Source organism: Cellulomonas soli (genome assembly GCF_052036975.1).
Lineage (GTDB): Bacteria > Actinomycetota > Actinomycetes > Actinomycetales > Cellulomonadaceae > Cellulomonas > Cellulomonas soli_A.
This window is the reverse complement of record NZ_JBQIAR010000024.1, coordinates 1-23,951: the sequence shown is the minus strand read 5'-3', so window position 1 is coordinate 23,951 and position 23,951 is coordinate 1. Positions and strand designations below refer to the sequence as shown.

Genomic DNA, 23,951 nt, shown 5'->3' with positions numbered 1-23,951 from the left:
GTGCTCCGTCGAGGACCCCATGGCGAACTCGTCCATGTTCGTCTTGCCCAGGATCGGCAGCCCGGCCGCCTTGATCCGCTCGACGAGCGTCGCGTCGTACGGCGGCACCCAGCCCTCGAGGATCTTCGAGCCGGCCGTGGTGGGCAGGCCCTTGGTCACCACGACGTCCTTGACGGCGATCGGCACACCGGCCAACGGGTGCAGCTGCTCACCGGCAGCGCGGCGTGCGTCGACGTCGGCCGCGACGACCAACGCCTCCTCGCCGCTGACGTGCAGGAACGCGTGCACCGCGGGCTCGACGGCCGCGATGCGGTCCAGGTGCGCCTGCGTCGCCTCGACGCTGGTGACCTCACCGGCGGTCAGCTTCTCGGCCAGCGCCGCGGCGGACAGCCGCGTCAGGTGGGCGCTCACGCGTCCTCCCCCAGGATCTGCGGGACCAGGAACTTGCCGCCCTCGGACGCGGGGGCCACGGCCAGGACCGCGTCACGGTCCAGCGGCGCCTCGGGCACGTCCGGCCGGAACACGTTCGTCATCGGCAGCGGGTGGCTCGTGGCGGGTACGTCGGCGGTCGCGATCTGGGACACGCTGGCGACGGAGTCGACGATGACCTCGAGCTCGCCCGCGAGGCGGTCGATCTCGGAGGGGGTCAGCTCGATCCGGGCCAGGCCTGCCACGCGCGCGACCTCGTCGCGGGAAAGGGAGGACATGGCGGGCAGTCTAGTGGGGCTGCGAGACGGTCAGGGCAGCCTGTCGAGCGCCAGGTCGACGAGCTCCACGAGGGCGTCGGCGTACGCATCCTCCGCGGTGTCCGCGGTGAACGACCTCTCCGGCCGACCCGGCACCTCGACGACCACCTGGTACGTGCCGTCCACGGCGCGCGCGAGCGAACGGAACGTGCCCCCGAGCAGCTCGCGCAGCTGGTCCTCCCGGGGCAGCCACACCGCGTCGTCCTGCGCGACCGAGTCCAGCGCCCACTCGGTCGTGCCGTTGAAGCCCAGCACCGTGCCCGTCGGGTAGTCGTGCGCCTCGATCGTCATCTCCGAGATCGTGAAGACCTCGCCGTCGAGCTCGGGCTGCAGCACCGCGAAGCGGTCACCCGACACCGGGTGCCACCGCAACCCGTCGAGCCGCAGGCGCAGCGCACGTTCCAGCGAGATCACCTGCCCAGTATCGCCACGAGGCGTCCGGTGTGCGCGGCGACGCTCAGCCGGCCAGCTCGCGGTAGTGGTACCGCTCCGCGGGCCGGAACCCCAGGTCGGCGTACAGCCGTGCCGCAGCCGAGTTGGCGACCTCCACCTGCAGGAACGCACGGCGCGCTCCACGCTCCTCCGCCCGGGCCAACGCCTGCTGCGTGAGCACGCGTGCCAGCCCGCGCCGTCGCGCCTGCGGGACCACCACCAGGCACGACAGCCCCACCCAGTCCTCGGCGAACGCGGCGCGCAAGGTCGCCAACGGCACCCCGTCCTCGACCGCAGTCAGGTACAGCGCGGGCGACCCCTCGAGCACGCCGCGGGCCACCGCGGTGTCGGCCTGGCCCTTGACGCCGAGCCACGTGGACAGCCACGTGTCGTCGGGCTCCGCCGCCGTCAGCACCCGTACCGGGCCCCCTCCCGACGCGCCCGGGCCGATCGCCTGCCGAGGCGTGACCCCTGCCGACCGCCCGAGGTCGCGCACCAGCACGTCCGTGCGGGCGACGGTCGCGTAGCCACGACGCTCCAGCAGGGCGTCGAGCCCCGACGGCCTCGCCGCGCGGCACACCCGGAAGACCGCCGGCAGCTGCGCCTGCGCGTACGTGGTCTCCACGGCCGTGACCGCGGCCTCGACGTCCGCCGGGACGCCCAGCGGCAGCACGCTGTTGGCACGGCGGGTCATCCCGTCCGACAGGCCCAGTCGCCAGCCCTCGACGTCGACGGTGCGCAGCGGCCGCCAGGTGGCGGCCTCGACGAGCACGCCGGGCGCCGACGGCGGCTGCCAGGTGCGCACCCGCAGGTGCACGCCCTCGTGGCCCCAGTCGCGCTCAGGTGCGGAGGCGAAGCCGAGGCGGTCGTACAGCCGGTGCGCGGCCGTCATCGAGTCGAGCGTCGACAGGACGACCCGGTCCGCGCCGCTGCCCACCGCCTCGCGCAGCGCGGCCAGCATCAGCATCTCGGCGATGCCCTGACCCCGCACCTCCGGGGCCACCGCGAGCATCCGCAGCTCGACCTCACCCGGACCGGCGACCTCGGCGTACGACGACCCGTACGGGGCCAGCGTGAGGCTGCCGACGACCACGTCGGCGCCGCCGAGCGGCATCGGGACGGTCGCCACCAGCAAGATCGCCTCCCGGGCGCGCCGCGCGGCGTCGCGCAGCTCGGCCTCGTACGCGTCACCCGGGTCCAGCAGCCCGTCGGCCAGGTACGCCTCGGCCGTCAGCGCCCCGGCATCGGCGATGTCGTGCGGCAGCGCGACCCGGACCGCGGGGCCGTGGTGCGCGACGGCGGCCATCAGCCCTGCGCCCCGTCGTCCGCGGCACCCTCCGAGGCAAGCGTCGCGACGTCCTGCACGGGGTCGTCCACGCCGGCGGGGCCCTCGGCGAGCAGGCGCTCGAACCCGTTCTCGTCGAGGATGCGCAGACCCAGCTCGCGCGCCTTGGTCTCCTTGCTCCCGGCGTTCTCCCCCACGACCACGTAGTCCGTGCGCTTGGACACGCTTCCGGCCGACTTGCCGCCCGCCGCCAGGATCGCCTCCTTGGCGCCGTCCCGGGTGAACCGTTCGAGGCCGCCGGTGACCACGACCGTGAGCCCCTCGAGCGTGCGGGGCGTGCTCGTGTCGCGCACGTCGCGCATCTGCACCCCGGCACGCGCCCAGCGGTCGACGATCTCACGGTGCCACTGGCCGTCGTGCGAGTCCGGGTCGAACCAGGCGACGATCGACTCGGCGATGGTGGGGCCGATGCCCTCGACGTCCGACAACCGGGCCAGGGCACCCTCGCCGTCCTCGAGCGCGGCCCGCAGCGCCTCCATCGAGCCGAACTCCTGGGCCAGCGCACGGGCGGCCGTCGGGCCCACGTGCCGGATCGAGAGCGCGACGAGCACCCGCCACAGCGGTTGCGCCTTCGCCTTCTCGAGCTCCTCGAACAGCTTGACGGTCGTCGCCGTCGGCTTCGACGGCGACTTCGCGGTGGGCCTCGTCCAGAAGAACGGCACCTGCTCCCACACGCCGGTGCGCACGCCCTTCGTCTTCTTCTCCCGCCAGACAAGCACGTCGCGCAGGTCGTCGGGCGTCAGGTCGAACAGCCCGGCCTCGGTCCGCAGCACCGGGTCCTGACGGTCGCCCTCGGCGTCGTGCGGCCGGTCCAGCTCGGGGTCTACCAGCGCGATCGCCGCCTCCCAACCGAGCGCCTCGATGTCGAACCCACCGCGGGAGGCCGCGCCGAACACGCGCTCGCGCAGCTGCGAGGGGCACGAGCGGGCGTTCGGGCAGCGGATGTCGACGTCGCCTTCCTTCGCCGGTGCCAGCGGGGTACCGCACGAGGGGCACGTGGTGGGCATGACGAACGCCCGCTCGGTGCCGTCCCGCAGCTCGACCACCGGGCCGACGATCTCGGGGATCACGTCGCCTGCCTTGCGCAGCACCACGGTGTCGCCGATCAGCACGCCCTTGCGTGCCACCTCGCTGGCGTTGTGCAGCGTGGCCATCTCGACGGTCGACCCACTGACGAACACCGGCTCCATGACGCCGTAGGGCGTGACCCGGCCGGTGCGGCCGACGTTGACCCGGATGTCGAGCAGGCGGGTGTTGACCTCCTCCGGCGGGTACTTGTACGCGATCGCCCACCGGGGTGCCCGGCTGGTCGCGCCGAGGCGGCGTTGCAGCGCGACCTCGTCGACCTTGACGACGATGCCGTCGATCTCGTGCTCGACGTCGTGCCGGTGCTCGCCGTAGTACGCGATCATCTCCTGCACCTCGGCCAGGCCCTCGACCACCCTCGAGTGGCCCGACACGGGCACCCCCCACGACTCGAGCAGCGCGTACACGTGCGACTGCCGTGCGACGTCCGCGAGCGGCTCCCCCGCCCACTGCAGCGCACCGACACCGTGCGCGTACATGCGCAGCGGACGCGAGGCGGTCACCTTCGGGTCCTTCTGCCGCAACGAGCCCGCGGCGGCGTTGCGCGGGTTCGCGAACGGGCTGCGCCCCGCCTCGACCTGTGCGGCGTTGAGCCGGGCGAAGGCCTCGACCGGCAGGAACACCTCGCCGCGGATCTCGATGCGCTCGGGGTGCGTGGCCGGGTCGCCGCCCAGCACGTCCGGGATCGTCTCGATGGTGCGCACGTTGAGCGTGACGTCCTCACCGGTGCGTCCGTCACCGCGCGTCGCGGCCCGCACCAGGCGGCCCCGCTCGTACAGCAGGGCGATCGCCAGCCCGTCGATCTTCAGCTCGCACAGGTAGTGCAGCGCGGTGTCCTGCGCGAGGTCGCGGTGCACGCGCTCGGCCCACGCGGCGATGTCCTCCGCGGAGAACGCGTTGTCGAGCGAGAGCATCCGCTCGACGTGGTCGACCGAGTGGAACTCCGTGGAGAACGTGCCACCCACGCGCTGCGTCGGCGAGTCGGGCGTGCGCAGCCCGTGGTGCGCGGCCTCCAACGCCTCGAGCTCGCGCAACCGGGTGTCGTACTCGGCGTCCGAGACCGTCGGGGCGTCGCGGACGTAGTAGGCGAACTGGTCGGCCTGGACGAGCTCGACCAGCTCTGCCCAGCGGCGACGCGCCTCCGGCGGGACCTCGTGGTCTGCCCCGGAGGGGGCCGCCCCGGCCCGAGCAGCGGCGGCGGTGGCGTCGGTGGCGGGGTCCTCGATGGCGTCGGTCACAGCGGACATCATCCCAGCCGGGACCGACAGCGCCCACGGCGCGGCACGAGACCGGGCCGGTCGCCTCCGTGCTCCGGACGGCTCAGCGTTGCCGCTGGGTGACGACCCACAGCGCCACGCCTGCGGCGCCCGCGAGCACCGCGACGCAGGCGCCGGCTGTGACCACCGCCGGCACCTGCGCGACGACGACGTCCTGGCTGCGCCCGTCGACCGTCCACGTGCAGATGCCGCGCGGCGGCAGCGCCGTGTAGTGCACGTCCGCGTCCGAGGCCCCCTCGCCGTAGGCCACGACGCACGCCGAGGCGTCGACCGACTCGGCGGCGCGCATGGTGCGCACGCCCACCACGAGCCACGAGGCCGCCAGCGTGACGAGGCCGACGACGCCCAGCGCGGTCAGCACGAACGCCCCCAGCGCCACCCGCGGGCTGGTCACGGGGCGTCGCGCCGGTGCGGCCGTGCCGTGCGGCAGGGCGTCCTGCGGGGTGCCGTCGCCGGTCATCGTGGTGCCTCTCGTGTCGACGGGACACGCCCGGACGGGCGGCCGTGATGCTGCGGTGGGTTCACGACTCGGCCCGTTCGGCGACCAGCAGCGCGGTCCGCACCAGGGCCGCGAGCGCCGATCGTGCGTCGTCGGGGCCCGCACCGGGAGCCGGGTCCGCGGCCAGCAGGACCGTGGACGCCAGGCCGGACGCGGGAAGCCCGACGCGCCGCCACGGCACGGTGAGCCGGTCGGCCTGCCCGACCACGTCCGGTCCCGCGCACGAGGACGTCGCCTGCGAGGGCAGCTGCGCCCACAGGCGCGCACCGGACTCCACCGCCTCGGCCACACGCTCCCATCCGCGCTCGTCGAACGCGCCGACGTCCAGCGCCAACCCGTCCGCCCCGGCAGCACGCACCGCGGCGATCCCGGTCCAGGACGCCCCTGCGTGCACCGCCGCGTGCACCGCCCCGGCGCCACGGGCGGCCTCGAGCACGGTCTGCATCCGTTCACCGGCAAGCGGGCCGGGCAGGGAACGCAACGTGGCGTGCCCCGAGAACGTCGGCAGTGCGCCGGCCAGCACGGCAGCCAGCTGCGGTTCATGCACCAGCAGGTGCACGGCGGCACCGGGCACCGCCCGTACGAGCGCCTTCAGGTGGTCCGCCAGGCCCACGGCCAGGGAGTCGGCGATGTCACGGACAGCCCCGGGGTCGGCGAGCACACGGTCGCCACGGGCCAGGTACAGCTCGGCGGACAGGCTCAACGGGCCGAGGACGCCCACCACCAGCGGGCCCTGGTAGCCGTGCGCGGCGACAGCGAGCGCGTCCAGGTCCTCGCGCTGCAGCGAGCGCACCCGCGCCAGGTCGCGCCCGGGCCGGTCGGCGAGCTTCCACCCGTGCACGCCCAGCTCGACCGGCAGGTCCTCCAGCAGCCCGGCCGTGCGCGCGACGGCGGTGGCGGCCGGACCTCGGGCCGGCAGCACGGTGGTGAACGGCATGCCCTGCACACCGTCCGGGGCGTCGGCGAGGTCACCGACGACCGTGCTCTGGGCCTGCAGGACGTCGACGCCGGGCCACGGCCCGGTGCCCGAGACGCCGGTCACCACCCGACGCCCCTCGACGCGGGGAGCGGGCGGGTACCCGTGACGGTCGCCTGGCCCAGCACGCGCGTGCCGTCGTACACCACGACGGACTGGCCCGGAGCCACACCGCGCAGCCGCCCGTCGTCGTCGAGGGTGACCCGCACCTGCCCGTCGGCCAACGCCTGCACCCGGGCCGGGACCGGCTCACCGTGCGCCCGCACCTGCACGTGGCAGCTGCGCTCGCCTGCAGGGGCCTCGAACCACACGGCGTCCCCGGCGTCGATCCCGCCGACCCGCAGCTCCTCGGCCGATCCCACCACGACGGTCCGTCGCACCGGTTCGACCGACAGCACGTACCGTGGACGGCCGTCGGGCGCCGGGCGGCCCAGCGAGAGCCCCTTGCGCTGGCCGACGGTGTACGCGTACGCACCCTCGTGCGTGCCGACCACCTGACCCGCCGTGTCGACGACCGGTCCGGGCTGGGCTCCGAGCCGCTCGCGCAGGAACCCCTGGGTGTCCCCGTCGGCCACGAAGCAGATGTCGTAGGAGTCGGGCTTGGCCGACACGGACAGGCCGCGGGCGGCGGCCTCCGCGCGGGTGATCTCCTTCGACGTCACGTCGCCCAGCGGGAACATCGCCCGGGCGAGGCGCTCCGGGCCCATGACCGCCAGCACGTACGACTGGTCCTTGGCGGGGTCGGCCGCACGGTGCAGGCGGCGGGTGCCGTCGGGTGCGACCTCGATGCGGGCGTAATGGCCGGTGCAGACCGCGTCGAAGCCCAGGGCCACAGCCTTGTCGAGCAGGGCCGCGAACTTGATGTGCTCGTTGCAGCGCACGCACGGGTTGGGGGTCCGGCCGGCCGCGTACTCGGCGAGGAAGTCCGCCACGACGGTCTCCTCGAACTGCTCGGACAGGTCCCACACGTAGTACGGGATGCCGAGCACGTCGGCGGCACGGCGCGCGTCCCCGGCGTCCTCGATCGAGCAGCACCCGCGCGACCCGGTGCGGAACTGCTCGCGCGAGCGTGACAAGGCCATGTGCACGCCGACGACGTCGTGGCCGGCGTCGACCGCGCGCGCCGCCGCGACCGCGGAGTCCACACCCCCCGACAGTGCTGCCAGGACCCGCATCAGCGCACCCCCGCCACGTCCGGGGCACTCGCCGCGGCCGACGTCTGCGCCCCGGCACGGCGCCGACCCGCCAGCCCTGCGGCACGCGCACGGTCCACGGCAGCCGGCAGCACCTCGAGCACCCGGTCCACGTCCGTCGCCCTCGACGTGCGACCGAACGTGAGCCGCAGCGCGCCGCGCGCGTCGTCCTCGTCGACACCCATCGCGAGCAGCACGTGGCTGGGCTGCGGCACCCCCGCCTGGCACGCCGAGCCGGTCGACACCTCGACCCCGGCCGAGTCGAGCAGGTAGAGCAGCGAGTCGCCCTCGCAGCCGGGGAACGTCAGGTGCGCGTTGGCCGGCAGGCGCCTGGCACTGTCGGCCGGGCCTCGCAGCACCGCGTCCGGCACGGCCCGCCTGATGCCCGCCACGAGGGCGTCGCGCAGCCCCGCCACGTGCTGGGCGTGCTCGGCCTGGTGCGCCACGGCGTCCTCGACCGCCACGGCGAACGAGGCGAGCAGTGCGGCGTCGAGCGTGCCCGAGCGCACGCCGCGCTCCTGCCCGCCACCGTGCAGCACCGGGGTCAGCCCCAGGTCACGGCGGGCCAGCAGCGCACCGACCCCGCCCGGCCCGCCGACCTTGTGCCCGCTGACCGTCAGCGCGTCCAGGCCCGACGCCGCGAAGTCCACCGGCACCTGGCCGACGGCCTGCACCGCGTCGGCGTGCACCGGCACCCCGTGCCGTCGGGCGAGCGCGACGACCTCACCGAGCGGCTGCAGCGACCCGACCTCGTTGTTCGCCCACATCACCGACAGCAGAGCCGCCTGGTCGCCGTGCGCCTCCAGCTCGGCCCGCAGCGCGTCGAGCTCGATCACGCCGTCGCCGTCCACCGGCAGCAGGACCAGCTCGGCCCCGGCGTGCTCGGCCATCCAGAACGCCGGGTCGAGCACCGCGTGGTGCTCGACGGCCGACACGAGCAGACGGCGCCGGGACGTGTCGTGGGCACGACGCGCCCAGAACAGCCCCTTGACGGCAAGGTTGTCCGACTCGGTGCCCCCGCAGGTCCACACCACCTCGCTGGGTCGTGCGCCCAGCGACGCCGCCACCCGTTCGCGCGACTCCTCCACGACGCGGCGCGCGGCGCGTCCGGCGGTGTGCAGGGAGGAGGGGTTGCCGGTGCGCGCCAGGTGCTCCACGAGCACGCGCTGCGCCGCGGGGAGCATCGGCGTGGTCGCCGCATGGTCCAGGTAGACGCTCACCTGCACCAGTCTACGAACGGCCACGCCACCCCCCGACGACGCCTGGCAAGATGTCGCCCGTGAGTGCCGACGAGGTCATCGCCCTGCCAGCCGCCTTCAGCGGCCAGCGCCTGGACTGGCGCGACCTCCCGCGGCACGTCCGGGCCCAGATCGAGGCCCTCGCCGGCGCCCAGGTCACGGCCGAGATCAGCGCCACGAGCGGGTTCAGCCCCGGGTTCGCGGCCGTGCTCGAGCTGGCCGACGGCAGCGGCGTGTTCGTCAAGGCGGTCTCCGCCGAGCAGAACCCGCACTCCCCCGAGCTGGCCCGCGCGGAGATCCGGGTGGCGCGCGCGCTGCCGTCGCACCTGCCGGCCCCGCAGCTGCTGTGGTCGGCCGACGACGGCGACTGGGTGCTGCTCGGCTTCGAGGTCGCACACGGTCGCTCGCCCGAGCTGCCCTGGCGGCCGGAGGACCTCGCGCTGGTGCTCGACGCGTTGCAGCCCCTGGCCGACGCCGAGCCGCGGGAGGGACACGAGCTGGCGCGCACCGACGACGTGCTCGCCGAGGACTTCACCGGGTGGCGACGCCTGCTCGACATGGACCGCACGGTGCTCGCCGAGGCGGTCGAGCGCGGGGGCGACCTGGGCCGCTGGGCGCGTGACAACCACGAGCGCCTGGTCAGCTGGGAGCAGGACGCGCTGCCGCTCCTGGTCGGTGACGCGCTCGTGCACGGCGACCTGCGCGCCGACAACGTCATGATCGAGCCCGAGCACCGCCGGGTGTGGCTGATCGACTGGCCGCACGCGAGCGTCGGGGCGCCGTGGCTCGACCTGGCGTTCATGCTCCCGAGCGTGTCGTTGCAGGGCGGCGGGGAGCCGCACACGCTGTTCCGCTCGCACCCGGTCTCCGACGGTGTCCGCGACGACGAGCTGCGGGCGGTGCTCGCCGGGCTGGCGGGCTACTTCACGTGGAGCGCACTGCAGGAGGCGCCGCTCGGCATCCCGAACCTGCGGGCGTTCCAGCACGCGCAGGGCGTGGCGACCCTGGAGTGGCTGCGTTCGCTCGCCTGAGCCCGGCACCCGCCCGCGGGCACGGCCGGGGTCCCCGGCGGCAGCACCCCGAGGATCGGTCCTGAGCGGCCGGTCAGCCGCGCAGCCGACGCAGCTCTGCCGCGGCCTGCGGCAGCACGGTGAACAGGTCCCCGACGATCCCCAGGTCGGCGATCTCGAAGATCGGCGCGTCGGCGTCGGAGTTCACGGCGACGATGGTGCCCGAGGCCTGCATGCCACCGCGGTGATGCACCGCCCCGGAGACGCCCGCACCGACGTAGAGCCGCGGGGCCACGGTCACACCCGTCTGACCGATCTGCGCGTCGTGCCCGATCCATCCCTCGTCGGTCGCCACACGTGTGGCACCGACCGCACCCCCCAGCACGTCCGCGAGCTCCTCGACGGCGGAGAAGTCGCCGTCGGTGCCTCGACCGCCCACGACGACCACGTGCGCCGAGCCGAGGTCCGGTCGGCCGGAGGCGGGCCGCTCGGTCCGCTCGACGAGGACGACTCGCCGGGCCCGCTCGCTGACGGCGACGGCGTGATCGACGACCTCGGGCACGGTCGCAGTCTCGGCGTCGGCCGCGGTGACGGTGTTGGGCTTGACGGTCACCACACCGGTCGACGTGGTGATCGCGCACCGGGTGGTCCACGTGCCGGCGAACACGGTCTTGCCGGCCACGACCCGACCGTCCTCGACCGCGAGCGCATCAGCGTCGGTGATCACGCCCGCGCCGGTGGTCACGGCCAGGCGGGCGGCGACCTCCTTGTTCTCGAACGAGGAGACCAGCAGCACCAGCGGGGCGCCCGCGCTCGCGCGCACCTGCTCGACGGCTTCGGCCAGCACGGCTGTCAGGTGGGCGTCGGCGTCGGTGGCGAGGCGGTGCACCCGGCGCACCCCGAGCCGCCCGAGGTCCTCCAGTGCGCCGGCAGGCAGCTCGCCCGCCCAGGCGCCCTCGACTCCTGCGTCGCCGGCCAGTCCGCGGGCGAGCGTGACGAGCTCACGTACGGGCGTGCGCACCGTCCCCTCGGCGGTGTGGTCGAGCAGGACCAGGACGGGTCCGGAGGTGGTCTCAGCGGTCACGGGGTCCTCGCAGGTCTCACGGGAGTGCAGGTGGTGGGGCGGTTGCCGGGTGTGGCGCGGCCGTGCAGGTCAGACGAGCTTGTGCTCGAGCAGGTACTGGGCCAGTCGCACGCCGGCCGTGCCGTCGTCGGTGATCAGCACGCGGTCCTCGCGCGGCGGGCGGGCGGCGGCCTCGAGCACCTGCGTGCGCGCACCGGCGGCACCCACGGCAGCCGGGTCGACCCCCAGGTCCGCGAGCGTCCACGTGGTCACGGGCTTCTTGCGGGCAGCCATGATGCCCTTGAAGTTGGGGTAGCGGGCCTCGTTCGCCTGGTCGGTCACCGAGACGAGCGCGGGCAGGTCGGCCCGCAGCACCTCGCTGGCGTGGTCCAGGTCGCGGCGGACCGTGACGGTGGCGCCGTCCACGGTCACCTCGCGCGCCAGCGGCAGCGCCGGCAGGTCCAGCAGCTCGGCCAGCGCGGTGGGGAGCACGGAGGTCAGACCGTCCAGTCCCGCCATGCCGGTGAGCACCAGGTCGACGCTCCCCTGCTCCCCGATCTTCCGCACGGCGGCGGCCAGCACGGTGGCGGTGCCGATCACGTCGGAGCCGGCGATCTGGTCGTCCACCACGTGCACGGCCTGCTCGGCGCCCATCTGCAGGCCCTTGCGCACCGCGTCGACCGCGTCGTCGGGTCCGACCGTCAGGGCGATGACCTCACCGCCGTGCGCCTCGACGAGCGTGAGCGCGGCCTCGAGGGCGTTCTCGTCGAGCTCGTTGAGGGTGCCGTCACCTCCGTCGCGTACGGTTCGCCCGTCCGCACCCAGGGTGCGGTCCGACTGGATGTCCGGGACGTGCTTGACGCAGACGACGATCCTCACGCCCGGAACGTTACCTTCCCCACGCCGGTGCACCATCTCCGCGTCCCGCGGACCGGAAGCCCTCGACATCTGCCCGACACGGACGATCGGCACACTGTGAACGTGACCACGACGACCCCGCTGCGCCGACCGGCGCGCCTCGGCGTGCACGTGACCGACGAGGGCATCGAGGTCGCGGTGCTCGCCTCGCACGCGCACGCCGTCGACCTGTGCCTGTTCGACGAGGTGGAGCCGGGCACCGAACGTCCCGGCGACGTCGTCGACCCCGCCAACGGCACGGGCACGTTCCGCGAGCGCCGGGCGCGCCTGTCGGGTCCCGTGCAGGGCGTGTTCAGCGGGTTCGTGCCGGCCGTCGGTCCGGGCCAGCGGTACGGGTTCCGCGTGCACGGCACGTGGGACCCGGCGGCGGGCCTGCGCCACAACCCCGCCAAGCTGCTGGTCGACCCGTACGCGCGCGGTCTGGTGGGCGAGCTGGACCACGGCCCGCAGACGTACGGCCACGTGGTCGACGACGAGCTGACGGGCGACCCGGCGGGTGCGGCCGACGAGCGCGACTCGGCCGGCCACGTGCCGCACTCGGTGGTCGTGGACACCCGCGCGCTGCCCGGGCCGAACCCCGCCGACAACCGCCCTTACACGCCGTGGGAACGCACGGTCGTCTACGAGGCGCACGTCAAGGGCCTCACGAAGCTCGCCCCGCTCGTGCCGCCAGCACTGCGTGGCACGTACGCCGGACTGGCGGAGCCCGCGGTCGTCGACCACCTGCTGGGGCTGGGCGTCACGGCCGTCGAGCTGCTGCCCGTGCACGCGTTCGCCTCCGAGCCGCACCTGGTCGCCAAGGGTCTGACCAACTACTGGGGCTACTCCACCCTGGGGTTCTTCGCCCCCCACGCGGCGTACGCGACGCAGGCCGCCCGCGACGCGGGTCCCGCTGCGGTGCTCGACGAGCTGCGGGCCACGGTGCACACGCTGCACGAGGCAGGACTCGAGGTGCTGCTCGACGTGGTCTACAACCACACGTGCGAGGGCGGTGCCCCCGGGCAGCACGTGTCGTGGCGGGGCCTGGACAACCCCGTCTACTACGCGCACGACGGCAACGTGCCGGCAACCCTGGCCGACGTCACGGGGACCGGCAACACCCTGGACTTCCGCCGCACCGAGGTCATCCGGATGACGATGGACTCGCTGCGTTACTGGGCCGACGTGGTGGGCGTGGACGGGTTCCGGTTCGACCTGGCCGTGACGTTGGGGCGCGGCGCACGCGGGTTCGTCCCCGACCACCCGTTCCTCGTCGCCCTGACGACCGACCCGCACCTGCACGGCCTCAAGCTGATCGCGGAGCCGTGGGACGTGGGACCGGGCGGCTGGCGCACGGGTCAGTTCCCGGCACCCATGGCCGAGTGGAACGACCGCTTCCGCAACGCGGTGCGCTCGTTCTGGCTGGCCGACCCCGGACGTGCCGCCCACGGCCTGCCCGGGCACCGCGTGCGCGACCTGGCGACCCGCCTGGCCGGGTCGGTGGACCTGTTCGGCCACAGCGAGCCACCGCTCGTGCGAGGCCCGGCCGCCTCGATCAACTACGTGACCGCGCACGACGGCTTCACGCTGGCCGACCTGGTGGCCTACGAGCACAAGCACAACCTGGCCAACGGCGAGCAGAACCGCGACGGCACCGACGACAACCGGTCGTGGAACCACGGGTTGGAGGGTCCGATCCGGTTCGACTCCGTCGGGGCGGACATCGCCCCGCTGAGGCGCCGGTCGATCCGCAACGTGCTGGCCACGCTCGTCCTGGCCGCCGGCACGCCGATGATCACCGCGGGCGACGAGATGGGCCGCACGCAGCGCGGCAACAACAACGCCTACTGCCAGGACGACGAGACGTCCTGGGTGCGCTGGGACCCCACACCGTGGCGCAAGGACCTGCTGGCCACGGCCAAGCTGCTGATGCGCCTGCGGCGGGAACGCCCGGCGCTGCACGCGAGCCGGTTCTACACGGGCCGTCCCGTGGGCCATCCCGACGGCCGACCCGACCTTGCCTGGTACGCGGCCGACGGCACGGCGTTCGACCACGACCGGTGGCACGACCCGTCCGTGCGCACGCTGCAGATGGTCCGAGCCGCTCTCGCCCCGGACGACGACGTCGCGCTGCTGGTCGTCAACGGTGCGCTCGACGCCGTCGAGGTCACCCTGGCCGACGACTACGTGGCCCGGTGGCGGCTGGCGTGGGACTCGGTGTGGGAGCACCCGCGCGAGCAGCGTGCGGCCGCGATCTCCGGCGCCCTGCACGCCGTGCCCGGGGACCGCGTGGTGCTCGAGCCGCTGAGCATGCGCCTGTACGTGTCGTCCTGACGCCGGCCGCGCGGCCTGGCGGACCACGGCCCTGGTCGGCCGTCCGACTCTCGACAGGTCGGCACGGGGCGTCCCGCGTACCGTTCACGGCATGACGCACTCCCACGACGTCGTGGTCGTCGGTGCGGGCCTCGCCGGCCTGGTCACCACCGCGCAGCTGGTCGCCGCCGGGCGCAGGGTCCTGCTGCTGGACGCGGAGCCGCCCGCGAGCCTGGGCGGTCAGGCGTTCTGGTCGTTCGGCGGCCTGTTCCTCGTCGACTCGCCCGAGCAGCGCCGCCTGGGGGTGAAGGACTCCGCCGAGCTGGCGCTCGCCGACTGGTTCGGCTCGGCCGCGTTCGAGGGGTCGCCCGTCGACGGCCCGGACCGGTGGGGGCGCGCGTGGGCGGAGGCCTTCGTCGACTTCGCCGCGGGTGAGATGCGCCCGTGGCTGCACGGGCAGGGCGTGCGTTGGTTCCCGCTCGTGCAGTGGGCGGAGCGCGGTGGCTACCTGGCCGACGGCCACGGCAACTCGGTGCCACGGTTCCACGTCACGTGGGGAACCGGCCCGGGCGTGCTCGAGCCGTTCGTGCGTGCGCTGCTCGACGCGCACGCCGCGGGGTTGGTCGACGTGCGGTTCCGGCACCGGGTGACCTCGCTCGTCACGACCGACGGGCGCGTGACGGGTGTGCGGGGCGACGTGCTCGCGCCCGACCGGGTCCCTCGGGCCGTGCCGAGCTCGCGCGCTGTCGTCGGGCAGTTCGAGCTGACCGCCCCGGCCGTCGTGGTGGCGACCGGCGGCATCGGCGCCGACCACGAGCTGGTCCGCGCGTCGTGGCCCGCGAGCGCGGGCCGCCTGCCCGACCGGATGCTGTCCGGCGTGCCGGACCACGTCGACGGCTCGGGCATCGCCGCCGCTCAGGGCGCCGGCGCGGCGCTCGTGCACGCCGATCGCATGTGGCACTACCCGGAGGGCGTCACGGACCACACACCGGTGTGGTCGCGGCACGGCATCCGGATCCTGCCAGGGCCGAGCTCGCTGTGGCTCGATGCCGACGGGAACCGGCTGCCCGCCCCGCTGTTCCCCGGTTTCGACTCCTTGGGCGCGCTGCAGCACCTCACGCTGCGTGGTGACGACCACTCCTGGTTCGTGCTGGACCGCACGATCCTGGGCGCGGAGTTCGCGCTGTCCGGCTCGGAGCAGAACCCGGACCTGACCGGTCGCGACGTGCGCGGCCTGCTCGACCGGGTGCGCCCGGGTGCGGTCGGCCCGGTCGAGGTCTTCGCCGAGCGTTCCCCGGAGTTCCTGTGGGCGGACACCCCCGCGGAGCTGGCCGGGCGGATGAACGCGCTGAGCGGCACGCATCGCATCGACGCCGACGCGCTGGAGCGCACGATCGTCGCGCGCGACCGTCAGGTCGCCAGCGGCCTGGGCAAGGACCTGCAGGTGACCGCGACCGCCATGGCGCGTCGTTACGTGGTCGACCGGGTGATCCGTGTGGCCCCGCCGCACCGGCTCCTGGACCCCGAGCACGGGCCGCTGCTGGCCGTGCGTCTGTCGGTGCTGACCCGCAAGACCCTCGGGGGTCTGCACACCGACCTGGAGGGGCGCGTGCTGCGTCCCGACGGGCAGGTGCTGCCGGGCCTGTGGGCGGTCGGTGAGGCGGCCGGGTTCGGCGGTGGTGGTGTGCACGGGCACCGCGCGCTCGAGGGCACGTTCCTGGGCGGGTGCCTGTTCACGGGACGCACGGCGGGGCGGGCGCTGGTCGCGGCGACCTCGGCATGACCGTCGCGTGACCTGCGTGTGACCGGGCTTCGACCCGAGCCCGTCGTGCCTGGCGCGTCGTCGCGCACGGCGTGGCCCGAGCGTCCCGGTCCGGATAGGTTCGGGGACGTGACGCGAACTCCCTCCACGTCCTCGCGACGGCCCATCGGTCGGATCCCTGTGCTGGACGTCTCCCCCGTCGCCGAGGAGGGCCGGTTCCCGGCCAAGGCCGTGGTCGGCGAGGCCGTGCCCGTGCAGGCCACCGTCTTCCGCGAGGGGCACGACGCCGTGGCAGCCACGGCCGTCCTGCTGACCCCGGACGGCGCCGTCCACTCCCGCGCGCCCATGGTCGACGTCGCCCCCGGCCTGGACCGTCTCGAGGCCCGCCTGGTGCCCGACGCGACGGGCATGTGGGCGTTCCGGGTCGAGGGGTGGTCCGACCCGTACGGTACGTGGTCCCACGACGCGGCGATCAAGGTGCGCGCAGGCGTGGACGTCGAGCTCATGCTCGCCGAGGGTGCCCTCCTGCTGACGCGCGCCGCGGCACGGTCCGGTGCCGACGCCATGCCGCCCGCCGACGCGACGACGCTGCGCGAGGCAGCCCGGGTGCTCGAGAGCCCGCGTCGCACCCCCGGGGAGCGGCTGGCCGCAGGGCTGTCCGAAGCGGTACGCCAGGCCCTGGCCCGCACCCCGCTGCGTGAGCACGTCACCGCGTCACCCGACTACCCCCTGGTCGTCGACCGCCCGCTGGCCCTGTCCGGCGCCTGGTACGAGATGTTCCCGCGTTCGCACGGCGCGGTGCTGGACACGCGCCACCACACGTGGCGTACGGGCACCCTGCGCACGGCCGCCGACCAGCTCGACCGCATCGCGGGCATGGGCTTCGACGTCGTGTACCTGACGCCCATCCACCCGATCGGCACCACGTACCGCAAGGGCCGCAACAACTCCCTCGAGGCGCACCCGGGCGACCCCGGTTCGCCGTACGCGATCGGCTCGCCGGCCGGCGGTCACGACGCGATCGAGCCGAGCCTGGGCACCTTCGCCGACTTCGACGCCTTCGTGGCCCGGGCCCGGGCGCTCGGCATGGAGGTCGCTCTCGACGTGGCCCTGCAGTGCTCGCCGGACCACCCGTGGGTCAGCGAGCACCCGGAGTGGTTCACCACGCGCGCCGACGGCACCATCGCGTACGCGGAGAACCCGCCGAAGAAGTACCAGGACATCTACCCCCTGAACTTCGACAACGACCCCGAGGGCATCTACACCGAGATCCGCCGCGTCCTGCAGGTGTGGATCGACCACGGCGTCACCGCCTTCCGGGTCGACAACCCGCACACCAAGCCGCTCTCGTTCTGGCAGCGTCTGCTGGCCGACGTGCGCGCCGCCCACCCCGACGTGATCTTCCTGTCCGAGGCGTTCACCCGCCCCGCCATGATGCTCACGCTCGCCAAGATCGGATTCCACCAGTCGTACACGTACTTCACGTGGCGCAACACCAAGGCCGAGGTCGAGGAGTACCTGGCGACCGTCGGCAGCGAGCAGGGCGCCTGGATGCGCCCGTCGTTCTGGCCCACCACGCACGACATCCTGCCGCCGTACCTGCAGCACTCCGGCACGGCCGGGTGGGCGGTCCGCGCCGTGCTGGCCGCGCTCGGTGCGCCGACGTGGGGCATCTACTCCGGTTACGAGCTCGTGGAGGACGTCCCTCGTCCGGGCGTCGAGGAGCAGATCGACAACGAGAAGTACGAGTTCCGTCCGCGGGACTGGTCGGAGGCCGACCGGTTCGGCATCGAGCTGCTGCTGCGCCGGCTCAACGAGATCCGCCGCGCGCACCCCGCGCTGCAGCAGCTGCGCAACGTCCGGGTGCATCCGACGAGCGACGACCAGGTCGTCGCGTTCTCCCGGCACCTGGACGCCGCGCACTCCCCGACCGGAAGTGCCGACACGGTCGTGGTCGTGGTGAACCTCGACCCGCACCAGCCTCGGGAAGCCGTCGTGCGGCTCGACCTGGCGGCTCTGGGGCTCGACCCGCAGTGCACGCACGAGGCCTACGACGTGCTCTCCGACGAGACGTACCGGTGGGGCACCGAGGTGTACGTCCGGCTCGACCCGTCCGTGCGCTGCGCGCACGTGGTCCGGCTGGGGTCCGCGTGAACGTGCCTCCTCCCTTCTCGGCCGTCCCTGTGACGACGGCCCAGATCCCGCTGCCGGGACGGCGCCAGCCGGCCGTCCCGAGCCCGTCCGCCGCGGCTGCCGCCCGCCCCGGGTTGACGGACGACCCCGACTGGTACCGCACGGCGGTCTTCTACGAGGTCATGCTCCGCTCGTTCTCCGACTCGACGGGCAACGGATCGGGCGACCTGCGTGGGCTCATCGAGCGGCTCGACTACCTGCAGTGGCTCGGCATCGACTGCCTGTGGCTGCCGCCGTTCTACCCCTCGCCGTTGCGCGACGGCGGGTACGACGTGGCCGACTACACGGCGATCGCCGCGCAGTACGGCTCCATGGCGGACTTCGCAGAGCTGGTGGAGCAGACGCACGCCCGCGGCATGCGCATCGTGGTCGACCTGGTGATGAACCACACCAGTGACCTGCACCCGTGGTTCCAGGCGTCACGGTCCGACCCGGACGGCCCCTACGGCGACTTCTACGTGTGGTCCGACGACAACACGCGCTACCAGGACGCGCGCATCATCTTCGTCGACACCGAGACCTCCAACTGGACGTTCGACCCCGTGCGTCGGCAGTTCTTCTGGCACCGGTTCTTCAGCCACCAGCCGGACCTCAACTTCGAGAACCCGCGCGTGGCCGAGGCGATGATCGACGTCGCCCGGTTCTGGCTGAACCTGGGCATCGACGGTTTCCGGCTCGACGCGGTCCCGTACCTGTTCGAGGCCGAGGGCACCAACTGCGAGAACCTGCCCGAGACGCACGCGTTCCTGCGCCGGGTGCGCGAGACCATCGACGCGGAGTTCCCCGGGCGGATCATGCTGGCCGAGGCCAACCAGTGGCCCGAGGACGTCGTGCACTACTTCGGCACCGCCGAGGCGCCCGAGTGCCACATGTGCTTCCACTTCCCGGTGATGCCCCGCATCTACTACGCGCTGCGCGACCAGAAGGCCACGCAGATCATCGACATCCTGGCCGACACCCCGCCGATCCCCGAGGGCGCGCAGTGGAGCACGTTCCTGCGCAACCACGACGAGCTGACGCTCGAGATGGTGTCCACCGAGGAGCGCGCGTCGATGTACGGGTGGTTCGCGCCCGACTCGCGTATGCGTGCCAACGTCGGCATCCGGCGCCGGCTGGCCCCGCTGCTCGACAACTCCCGCAAGGAGATCGAGCTGGCGCACGCCCTGCTGCTGTCCCTACCGGGCAGCCCGTGCCTGTACTACGGCGACGAGATCGGCATGGGCGACAACATCTGGTTGCCCGACCGTGACGCGGTGCGCACGCCCATGCAGTGGACCCCGGATCGCAACGCGGGCTTCTCCACGGCGGACCCCGGCAAGCTCTACCTGCCGGTCGTGCAGTCGTTGGTGCACCACTACGGGCACACCAACGTCGAGGCCCAGCTGGCGCAGCCCACGTCGCTGCTGCACTGGGTGCACGGCATGCTCACGGTGCGCCGGCGCTACCCGGCTCTGGGTCGTGGCAGGTTCCAGGTGGCGACGTGCGACAACGAGTCGGTGCTCGCGTTCGAGCGCGCGTGGGGCGACCAGGTGATCCTTGTCGTGGCGAACCTGGCAGCGACCGCACGCGCCGCGAACGTCACGCTGCCGGAACGAGCCGGGTGGTCGGTGCGGGACGTGTTCGGTGGCGCGCAGTTCGCGCCGGTGGGCGCGGACGGCTCCATGTCGTTCACCCTCGGTTCGCGCGACTTCTACTGGTTGGAGCTGTCTTCGCCGTGATCCTCGTCCGACCGCCCGGGCCTTTCGACGAGCGCCTGCTCCCGCTGCTGGCGGAGTGGTTGCCGGCTCGACGCTGGTTCCCGGCGAAGGGCGTGGAGGCTGTCACGAGCCTGGTCGGGGCGGTGCCGCTCGACGACCCCGGTGCCGACGGTGCGGACCAGGCGGTGCGGATCGTGCTGGTCCGCGTCCGGGCGGGGTCGATCGAGGTCACGCTGCAGGTGCCCCTCGTGCTGCGCCGCCGGTCGCCCGGCCTTGCCGAGGGCACCACGCTCACCGCCGTCGCATCGCGTGGCGCGGCGGTGCCCGACGCTGCGGCCGCGTCCGAGATCGTCGGCATCCTCCCTGACGGTTCGGGCTCCTGGCTCGTGCTCGACGGCGCCGCGCACCCCGCCTTCGTGCGCGCCTGGCTCGCGGTCGCCGACGGCCCCGGGGCGGATCTCGATCCGGCAACCGCGCGCGCCGTGGCGGGCGAGCAGTCCAACACCTCGGTGATCGTCCGCGGACCGGGCGAGGGCGGAATCCTCAAGGTGCTGCGTGCCCTGGCCCCCGGTGAGAACCCCGACGTGGACGTCCCCCGCCATCTGGTGGATGTCGGCTGGGCGTCCGTGCCCCGCCCGCTCGCCTGGCTCGAGGCGCAGTGGCCGGCCGTCGACGACACCTTGGTCCGCGGCTACCTCGGCGCGATGAGTGTGTTCGTCGACGCTGCCGAGGACGGGTTCGAGCTCGCGTGCACGTTCGCCCGGCGCGGTGAGTCGTTCGCGGCACAGGCCCGTCAGCTGGGCGAGGTGGTCGCAGGCATGCACGACGCCCTGGTCCGGGCCTACGGCACGGACCCGGACCACGTGGGCGCGCAAGGACCGGCCGAGGTCGCGCGTTCGTTGTCCCAGCGCTTCGCCTGGGCAGTGTCAGCGGTGCCGACGTTGGCGTCCTACCGCACCGGGGTCGAGTCCGTCGTCAGCCAGGTGTCCGCGCTGCCTGTCACGCCGGCACGTCAGCGCGTGCACGGCGACCTGCACCTCGGGCAGGTCCTCCGCTCGCACGGGCGCTGGTTCGTGACGGATTTCGAGGGTGAGCCTCTGGCGCCTCTCGAGCTGCGCACCCGCGCCGACCTGGCGGTCCGTGACGTGGCGGGTCTGCTGCGTTCCTTCGACTACGCCGCCGCGGTGGGCGGCCTCACGGGTGAACCCGCGGCCGTCTGGGCCGACTCGGCCCGCACCAGCCTCCTGGCCGGCTACCACGGCACGATGCCGCCGGACCGCCCCGCCGACACGCCTGCCACCGCTGGCCGGTCCACCGGCAGCGGCTCACGACGCATCGAGAGCGCCCTGCTGCGCGCTCTCGAGCTCGACAAGGCCCTCTACGAGGTCGTCTACGAGTCGCGCAATCGGCCGACCTGGGTGGGGATCCCCCTCGCCGGCCTCGACCGCCTGGTCGGCGCGCCCTTCGCCGAGGCTCCCGAACCCGCCTGACCAGGGCGGCCGCCGGTGGCGTGCCGCCCGGGTGACGCCGCGTTCGGGGCCCGACTCGCGGCGATCCACCGGCGCCGACCCCCGCCACGTGGTTGGGTGGGACCATGAGCCCGGCCGCCTCCCCCGTCCCTGTCGACGCGGACGCACTGCGCACCGTCGCGCACGGCGCCTCGCACGATCCGCACGGGATTCTCGGCCCGCACGTGGGGGCCGGAGGTGTGACCATCCGCGTGCTGCGCCCCTTGGCTGACGCAGTCGTGGTGATCACCCCGGAGGGCCGTGCCGACGCCCGGCACGAGCAGGACGGCATCTGGGTGGCCGTCCTTCCCGGCACCCAGGTCCCCGACTACCGCCTCGAGGTCACGTACGAGGGTGTCCCGACGCGCACGGACGACCCATACCGGTTCTTGCCGACGGTCCAGGAGCTCGACCGCCATCTGATCCACGAGGGCCGCCACGAGCAGTTGTGGATGGTCCTGGGCGCCAACGTGCACACCTACCCCGGCGTCCTGGGTGAGGTCCACGGCACCTCGTTCGCCGTCTGGGCACCCAATGCCCGGGCCGTGCGCGTGGTCGGCGACTTCAACCACTGGCAAGGTGCGACCCACGCGATGCGTTCGCTCGGCGAGAGCGGCGTCTGGGAGCTCTTCGTCCCCGGTGTGGTCGCGGGCGCGCGCTACAAGTTCGAGCTGCTCGGTCCGGACGGGTCCTGGCGTCAGAAGGCCGATCCGCTCGCCAAGGGCACCGAGGTCCCCCCGCAGACCGCCTCCGTGGTCGTGGAGTCCCGCCACGCGTGGTCCGACCAGGACTGGCTCGCGCGCCGCGCCGCGTCCAACGTGCACCACGGCCCGATGAGCGTCTACGAGGTCCACCTCGGGTCGTGGCGGCAAGGTCTGTCGTACCGCGAGCTTGCCGAGCAGCTCACGGAGTACGTGCTCGAGCTGGGCTTCACCCACGTCGAGCTGCTCCCGGTCTCCGAGCACCCGTTCGGCGGCTCGTGGGGGTACCAGGTCTCCTCGTACTACGCCCCCACCTCGCGCTTCGGTCATCCGGACGACTTCAGGTACCTGGTGGACGCGCTCCACCGCGCAGGCATCGGTGTCATCCTGGACTGGGTGCCCGCGCACTTCCCCAAGGACGAGTGGGCACTGGCCCGATTCGACGGCACCCCCCTGTACGAGCACCCGGACCCCCTGCGCGGGGAGCAGCCCGACTGGGGCACGTACGTGTTCGACTTCGGCCGCCGCGAGGTGCGCAACTTCCTCGTGGCGAACGCCACCTACTGGCTCGAGGAGTTCCACATCGACGGGCTGCGTGTCGACGCAGTCGCCTCGATGCTCTACCTGGACTACTCGCGCAAGGCCGGCCAGTGGAGGCCGAACGAGCACGGCGGCCGCGAGAACCTCGAAGCCATCGCCTTCCTGCAGGAGGCCAACGCCACGGCCTACCGTCGCAGTCCCGGCATCGTCATGATCGCCGAGGAATCGACTGCCTGGCCGGGTGTGACTGCCCCCACCGACGCAGGTGGTCTCGGCTTCGGGCTCAAGTGGAACATGGGCTGGATGAACGACACCCTCCGCTACCTGGCAGAGGAACCGGTGCACCGGCGCTATCACCATGGAGAGATCACCTTCTCGATGGTCTACGCCTACTCCGAGCAGTTCGTTCTGCCCCTCTCCCATGACGAGGTCGTCCACGGCAAGGGCTCGCTGTACGGCCGCATGCCTGGCGACCACTGGCAGAAGCTCGCCGGCGTGCGCTCGCTCCTGGCGTACGAGTGGACGCATCCCGGTAAGCAGCTGTTGTTCATGGGCGGCGAGATCGCCCAGCGCGACGAGTGGGCCGAGTCCTCGAGCCTGGACTGGGCGACCCTCGGCGACCCGGGGCACCGCGGCGTGCAGCGCCTCGTCCGCGACCTCAACGAGCTCTACCGCGCCACCCCCGCACTCTGGCAGCTGGATCACGACCCGGCAGGGTTCGAATGGATCACGTCGGACGACGCCGACCACAACCTGCTCGCCTACCTCCGCAAGGGACACGACGGATCGATGGCGGCTGTCGTCGTCAACTTCGCCGGCGTCCCGCACGAGGGCTACCGGCTCGCGCTGCCGCACGCGGGGCGCTGGCGTGAGGCCATGAACACCGACGCGGAGGCATACGGCGGATCAGGTGTCGGCAACCTGGGCGAGGTCGTGGCTGATGGCCCGCCTCATCACGGCCGCCCCGCCTCCGTCACCCTGCGTGTCCCCCCGCTCGGCGCACTCATCCTCACACCCGCCTGAGAGCTCCGGGGGCGACGGCGCACGTCCCGGATCCCCTACCGGCACGACTGAGCCGCGACGAGCTGCCAACTCAGCCCTCGTCTCCAGGAAGTCCCGGGCGCCGCCCGGTTCGCCCGAACCGACTCGCGTCCGTTCCGCGCGGGCCGAACCGACTCGCGTCCGTTCCGCGCGGGACACACCGCCCGTCCGCGCTCCCGCGGAGTCACGTGGAAGATCTCGGCCGCGGCAGAGCACCTCGCTCTCCGTCCGCGGGAGTACTCACCGCGCCGCATCGCCGCCTCGCCACCCACGCCAAGCCGCAAGCCCAGATGCCGACCACAGCCGCGATGTGCCTGTGCCGCGTGGTCTCCGTCGCACGACGTGCGCCCGGGAAAGACGAAGAGCCATCCCCTCGCGGGGATGGCTCTTCGTGAATGGTGTCCGGCGGCGTCCTACTCTCCCACACCCTGGCG

Annotated in this window: 18 protein-coding genes; 7 read left to right on the top strand and 11 right to left on the bottom strand. The window is 73.4% G+C overall.

Annotated elements, in window-relative coordinates; translation table 11 throughout:
• The 9 genes from ACTHAM_RS17190 to ACTHAM_RS17150 form a co-directional block, all read right to left on the bottom strand.
• Nucleotides 1–411: amidase family protein (locus tag ACTHAM_RS17190; protein ID WP_440689719.1), on the bottom strand; the 411-nt coding region annotated here is incomplete at its 3' end.
• Nucleotides 408–707 carry an Asp-tRNA(Asn)/Glu-tRNA(Gln) amidotransferase subunit GatC gene (gene gatC / locus ACTHAM_RS17185; RefSeq protein ID WP_440689717.1) on the bottom strand — a complete coding sequence of 100 codons (300 nt, stop codon included), beginning with the start codon at nucleotides 705–707 and terminating at the stop codon, nucleotides 408–410. The genes gatC and ACTHAM_RS17190, both read right to left, overlap by 4 nt.
• Nucleotides 708–737: 30 nt before the next feature.
• Nucleotides 738–1,160, bottom strand: a complete 423-nt coding sequence (locus tag ACTHAM_RS17180) for a pilus assembly protein CpaE (protein WP_440689715.1) — start codon at nucleotides 1,158–1,160, stop codon at nucleotides 738–740.
• Nucleotides 1,161–1,203: 43 nt separating this feature from the next.
• A complete protein-coding gene (locus ACTHAM_RS17175; RefSeq protein ID WP_440689713.1) occupies nucleotides 1,204–2,484 on the bottom strand; it encodes a GNAT family N-acetyltransferase in 1,281 nt (426 codons plus the stop codon).
• Nucleotides 2,484–4,856 carry an NAD-dependent DNA ligase LigA gene (gene ligA / locus ACTHAM_RS17170; RefSeq protein ID WP_440689711.1) on the bottom strand — a complete coding sequence of 791 codons (2,373 nt, stop codon included), beginning with the start codon at nucleotides 4,854–4,856 and terminating at the stop codon, nucleotides 2,484–2,486. The genes ACTHAM_RS17175 and ligA overlap by 1 nt, the downstream gene beginning before the upstream one ends.
• Nucleotides 4,857–4,929: 73 nt before the next feature.
• Nucleotides 4,930–5,346, bottom strand: coding sequence for a hypothetical protein (locus ACTHAM_RS17165; RefSeq protein WP_440689709.1), 417 nt, complete (start codon nucleotides 5,344–5,346; stop codon nucleotides 4,930–4,932).
• A gap of 61 nt (nucleotides 5,347–5,407) precedes the next feature.
• On the bottom strand, nucleotides 5,408–6,430 hold the full coding sequence (locus tag ACTHAM_RS17160; protein WP_440689707.1) for a hypothetical protein: 1,023 nt from the start codon (nucleotides 6,428–6,430) through the stop codon (nucleotides 5,408–5,410).
• On the bottom strand, nucleotides 6,424–7,536 hold the full coding sequence (gene mnmA, locus ACTHAM_RS17155) for a tRNA 2-thiouridine(34) synthase MnmA (protein WP_440689705.1): 1,113 nt from the start codon (nucleotides 7,534–7,536) through the stop codon (nucleotides 6,424–6,426). Before mnmA ends, ACTHAM_RS17160 begins: the two co-directional genes overlap by 7 nt.
• The gene (locus tag ACTHAM_RS17150; RefSeq protein WP_440689703.1) at nucleotides 7,536–8,774 is read right to left on the bottom strand and encodes a cysteine desulfurase family protein; all 1,239 of its coding nucleotides are present in this window, start codon (nucleotides 8,772–8,774) and stop codon (nucleotides 7,536–7,538) included. The genes mnmA and ACTHAM_RS17150 overlap by 1 nt, the downstream gene beginning before the upstream one ends.
• A 59-nt stretch (nucleotides 8,775–8,833) precedes the next feature.
• Here ACTHAM_RS17150 and ACTHAM_RS17145 point away from each other — a divergent pair, with 59 nt between their 5' ends.
• Nucleotides 8,834–9,823 carry a phosphotransferase family protein gene (locus tag ACTHAM_RS17145; protein ID WP_440689701.1) on the top strand — a complete coding sequence of 330 codons (990 nt, stop codon included), beginning with the start codon at nucleotides 8,834–8,836 and terminating at the stop codon, nucleotides 9,821–9,823.
• 73 nt (nucleotides 9,824–9,896) lie between these two features.
• Here the strand turns inward: ACTHAM_RS17145 and ACTHAM_RS17140 are convergent, their stop codons facing one another.
• Complete coding sequence (locus ACTHAM_RS17140) at nucleotides 9,897–10,886, bottom strand: electron transfer flavoprotein subunit alpha/FixB family protein (protein WP_440689699.1); 990 nt, start codon at nucleotides 10,884–10,886, stop codon at nucleotides 9,897–9,899.
• A 69-nt stretch (nucleotides 10,887–10,955) separates the two neighbouring features.
• Nucleotides 10,956–11,744, bottom strand: coding sequence for an electron transfer flavoprotein subunit beta/FixA family protein (locus tag ACTHAM_RS17135; protein WP_440689697.1), 789 nt, complete (start codon nucleotides 11,742–11,744; stop codon nucleotides 10,956–10,958).
• Nucleotides 11,745–11,846: 102 nt separating this feature from the next.
• Between ACTHAM_RS17135 and glgX the strand changes: the two genes are divergently transcribed.
• The 6 genes from glgX to glgB all read left to right on the top strand — a co-directional run bounded on the left by glgX (nucleotide 11,847) and on the right by glgB (nucleotide 23,499).
• The gene (gene glgX, locus ACTHAM_RS17130) at nucleotides 11,847–14,096 is read left to right on the top strand and encodes a glycogen debranching protein GlgX (protein ID WP_440689695.1); all 2,250 of its coding nucleotides are present in this window, start codon (nucleotides 11,847–11,849) and stop codon (nucleotides 14,094–14,096) included.
• A 91-nt stretch (nucleotides 14,097–14,187) separates the two neighbouring features.
• Complete coding sequence (locus ACTHAM_RS17125; protein WP_440689693.1) at nucleotides 14,188–15,858, top strand: FAD-binding dehydrogenase; 1,671 nt, start codon at nucleotides 14,188–14,190, stop codon at nucleotides 15,856–15,858.
• Between the two features lie 108 nt (nucleotides 15,859–15,966).
• The gene (locus ACTHAM_RS17120) at nucleotides 15,967–17,991 is read left to right on the top strand and encodes a maltotransferase domain-containing protein (protein WP_440689691.1); all 2,025 of its coding nucleotides are present in this window, start codon (nucleotides 15,967–15,969) and stop codon (nucleotides 17,989–17,991) included.
• 29 nt (nucleotides 17,992–18,020) lie between these two features.
• The gene (gene treS / locus ACTHAM_RS17115; protein WP_440689689.1) at nucleotides 18,021–19,748 is read left to right on the top strand and encodes a maltose alpha-D-glucosyltransferase; all 1,728 of its coding nucleotides are present in this window, start codon (nucleotides 18,021–18,023) and stop codon (nucleotides 19,746–19,748) included.
• Complete coding sequence (locus ACTHAM_RS17110) at nucleotides 19,745–21,217, top strand: maltokinase N-terminal cap-like domain-containing protein (RefSeq protein ID WP_440689687.1); 1,473 nt, start codon at nucleotides 19,745–19,747, stop codon at nucleotides 21,215–21,217. The genes treS and ACTHAM_RS17110 overlap by 4 nt, the downstream gene beginning before the upstream one ends.
• 104 nt (nucleotides 21,218–21,321) lie before the next feature.
• Nucleotides 21,322–23,499: a 1,4-alpha-glucan branching protein GlgB gene (gene glgB / locus ACTHAM_RS17105; protein WP_440689685.1), complete on the top strand. Its 2,178-nt coding sequence runs from the start codon at nucleotides 21,322–21,324 to the stop codon at nucleotides 23,497–23,499.
• Nucleotides 23,500–23,951: the final 452 nt, after the last annotated feature.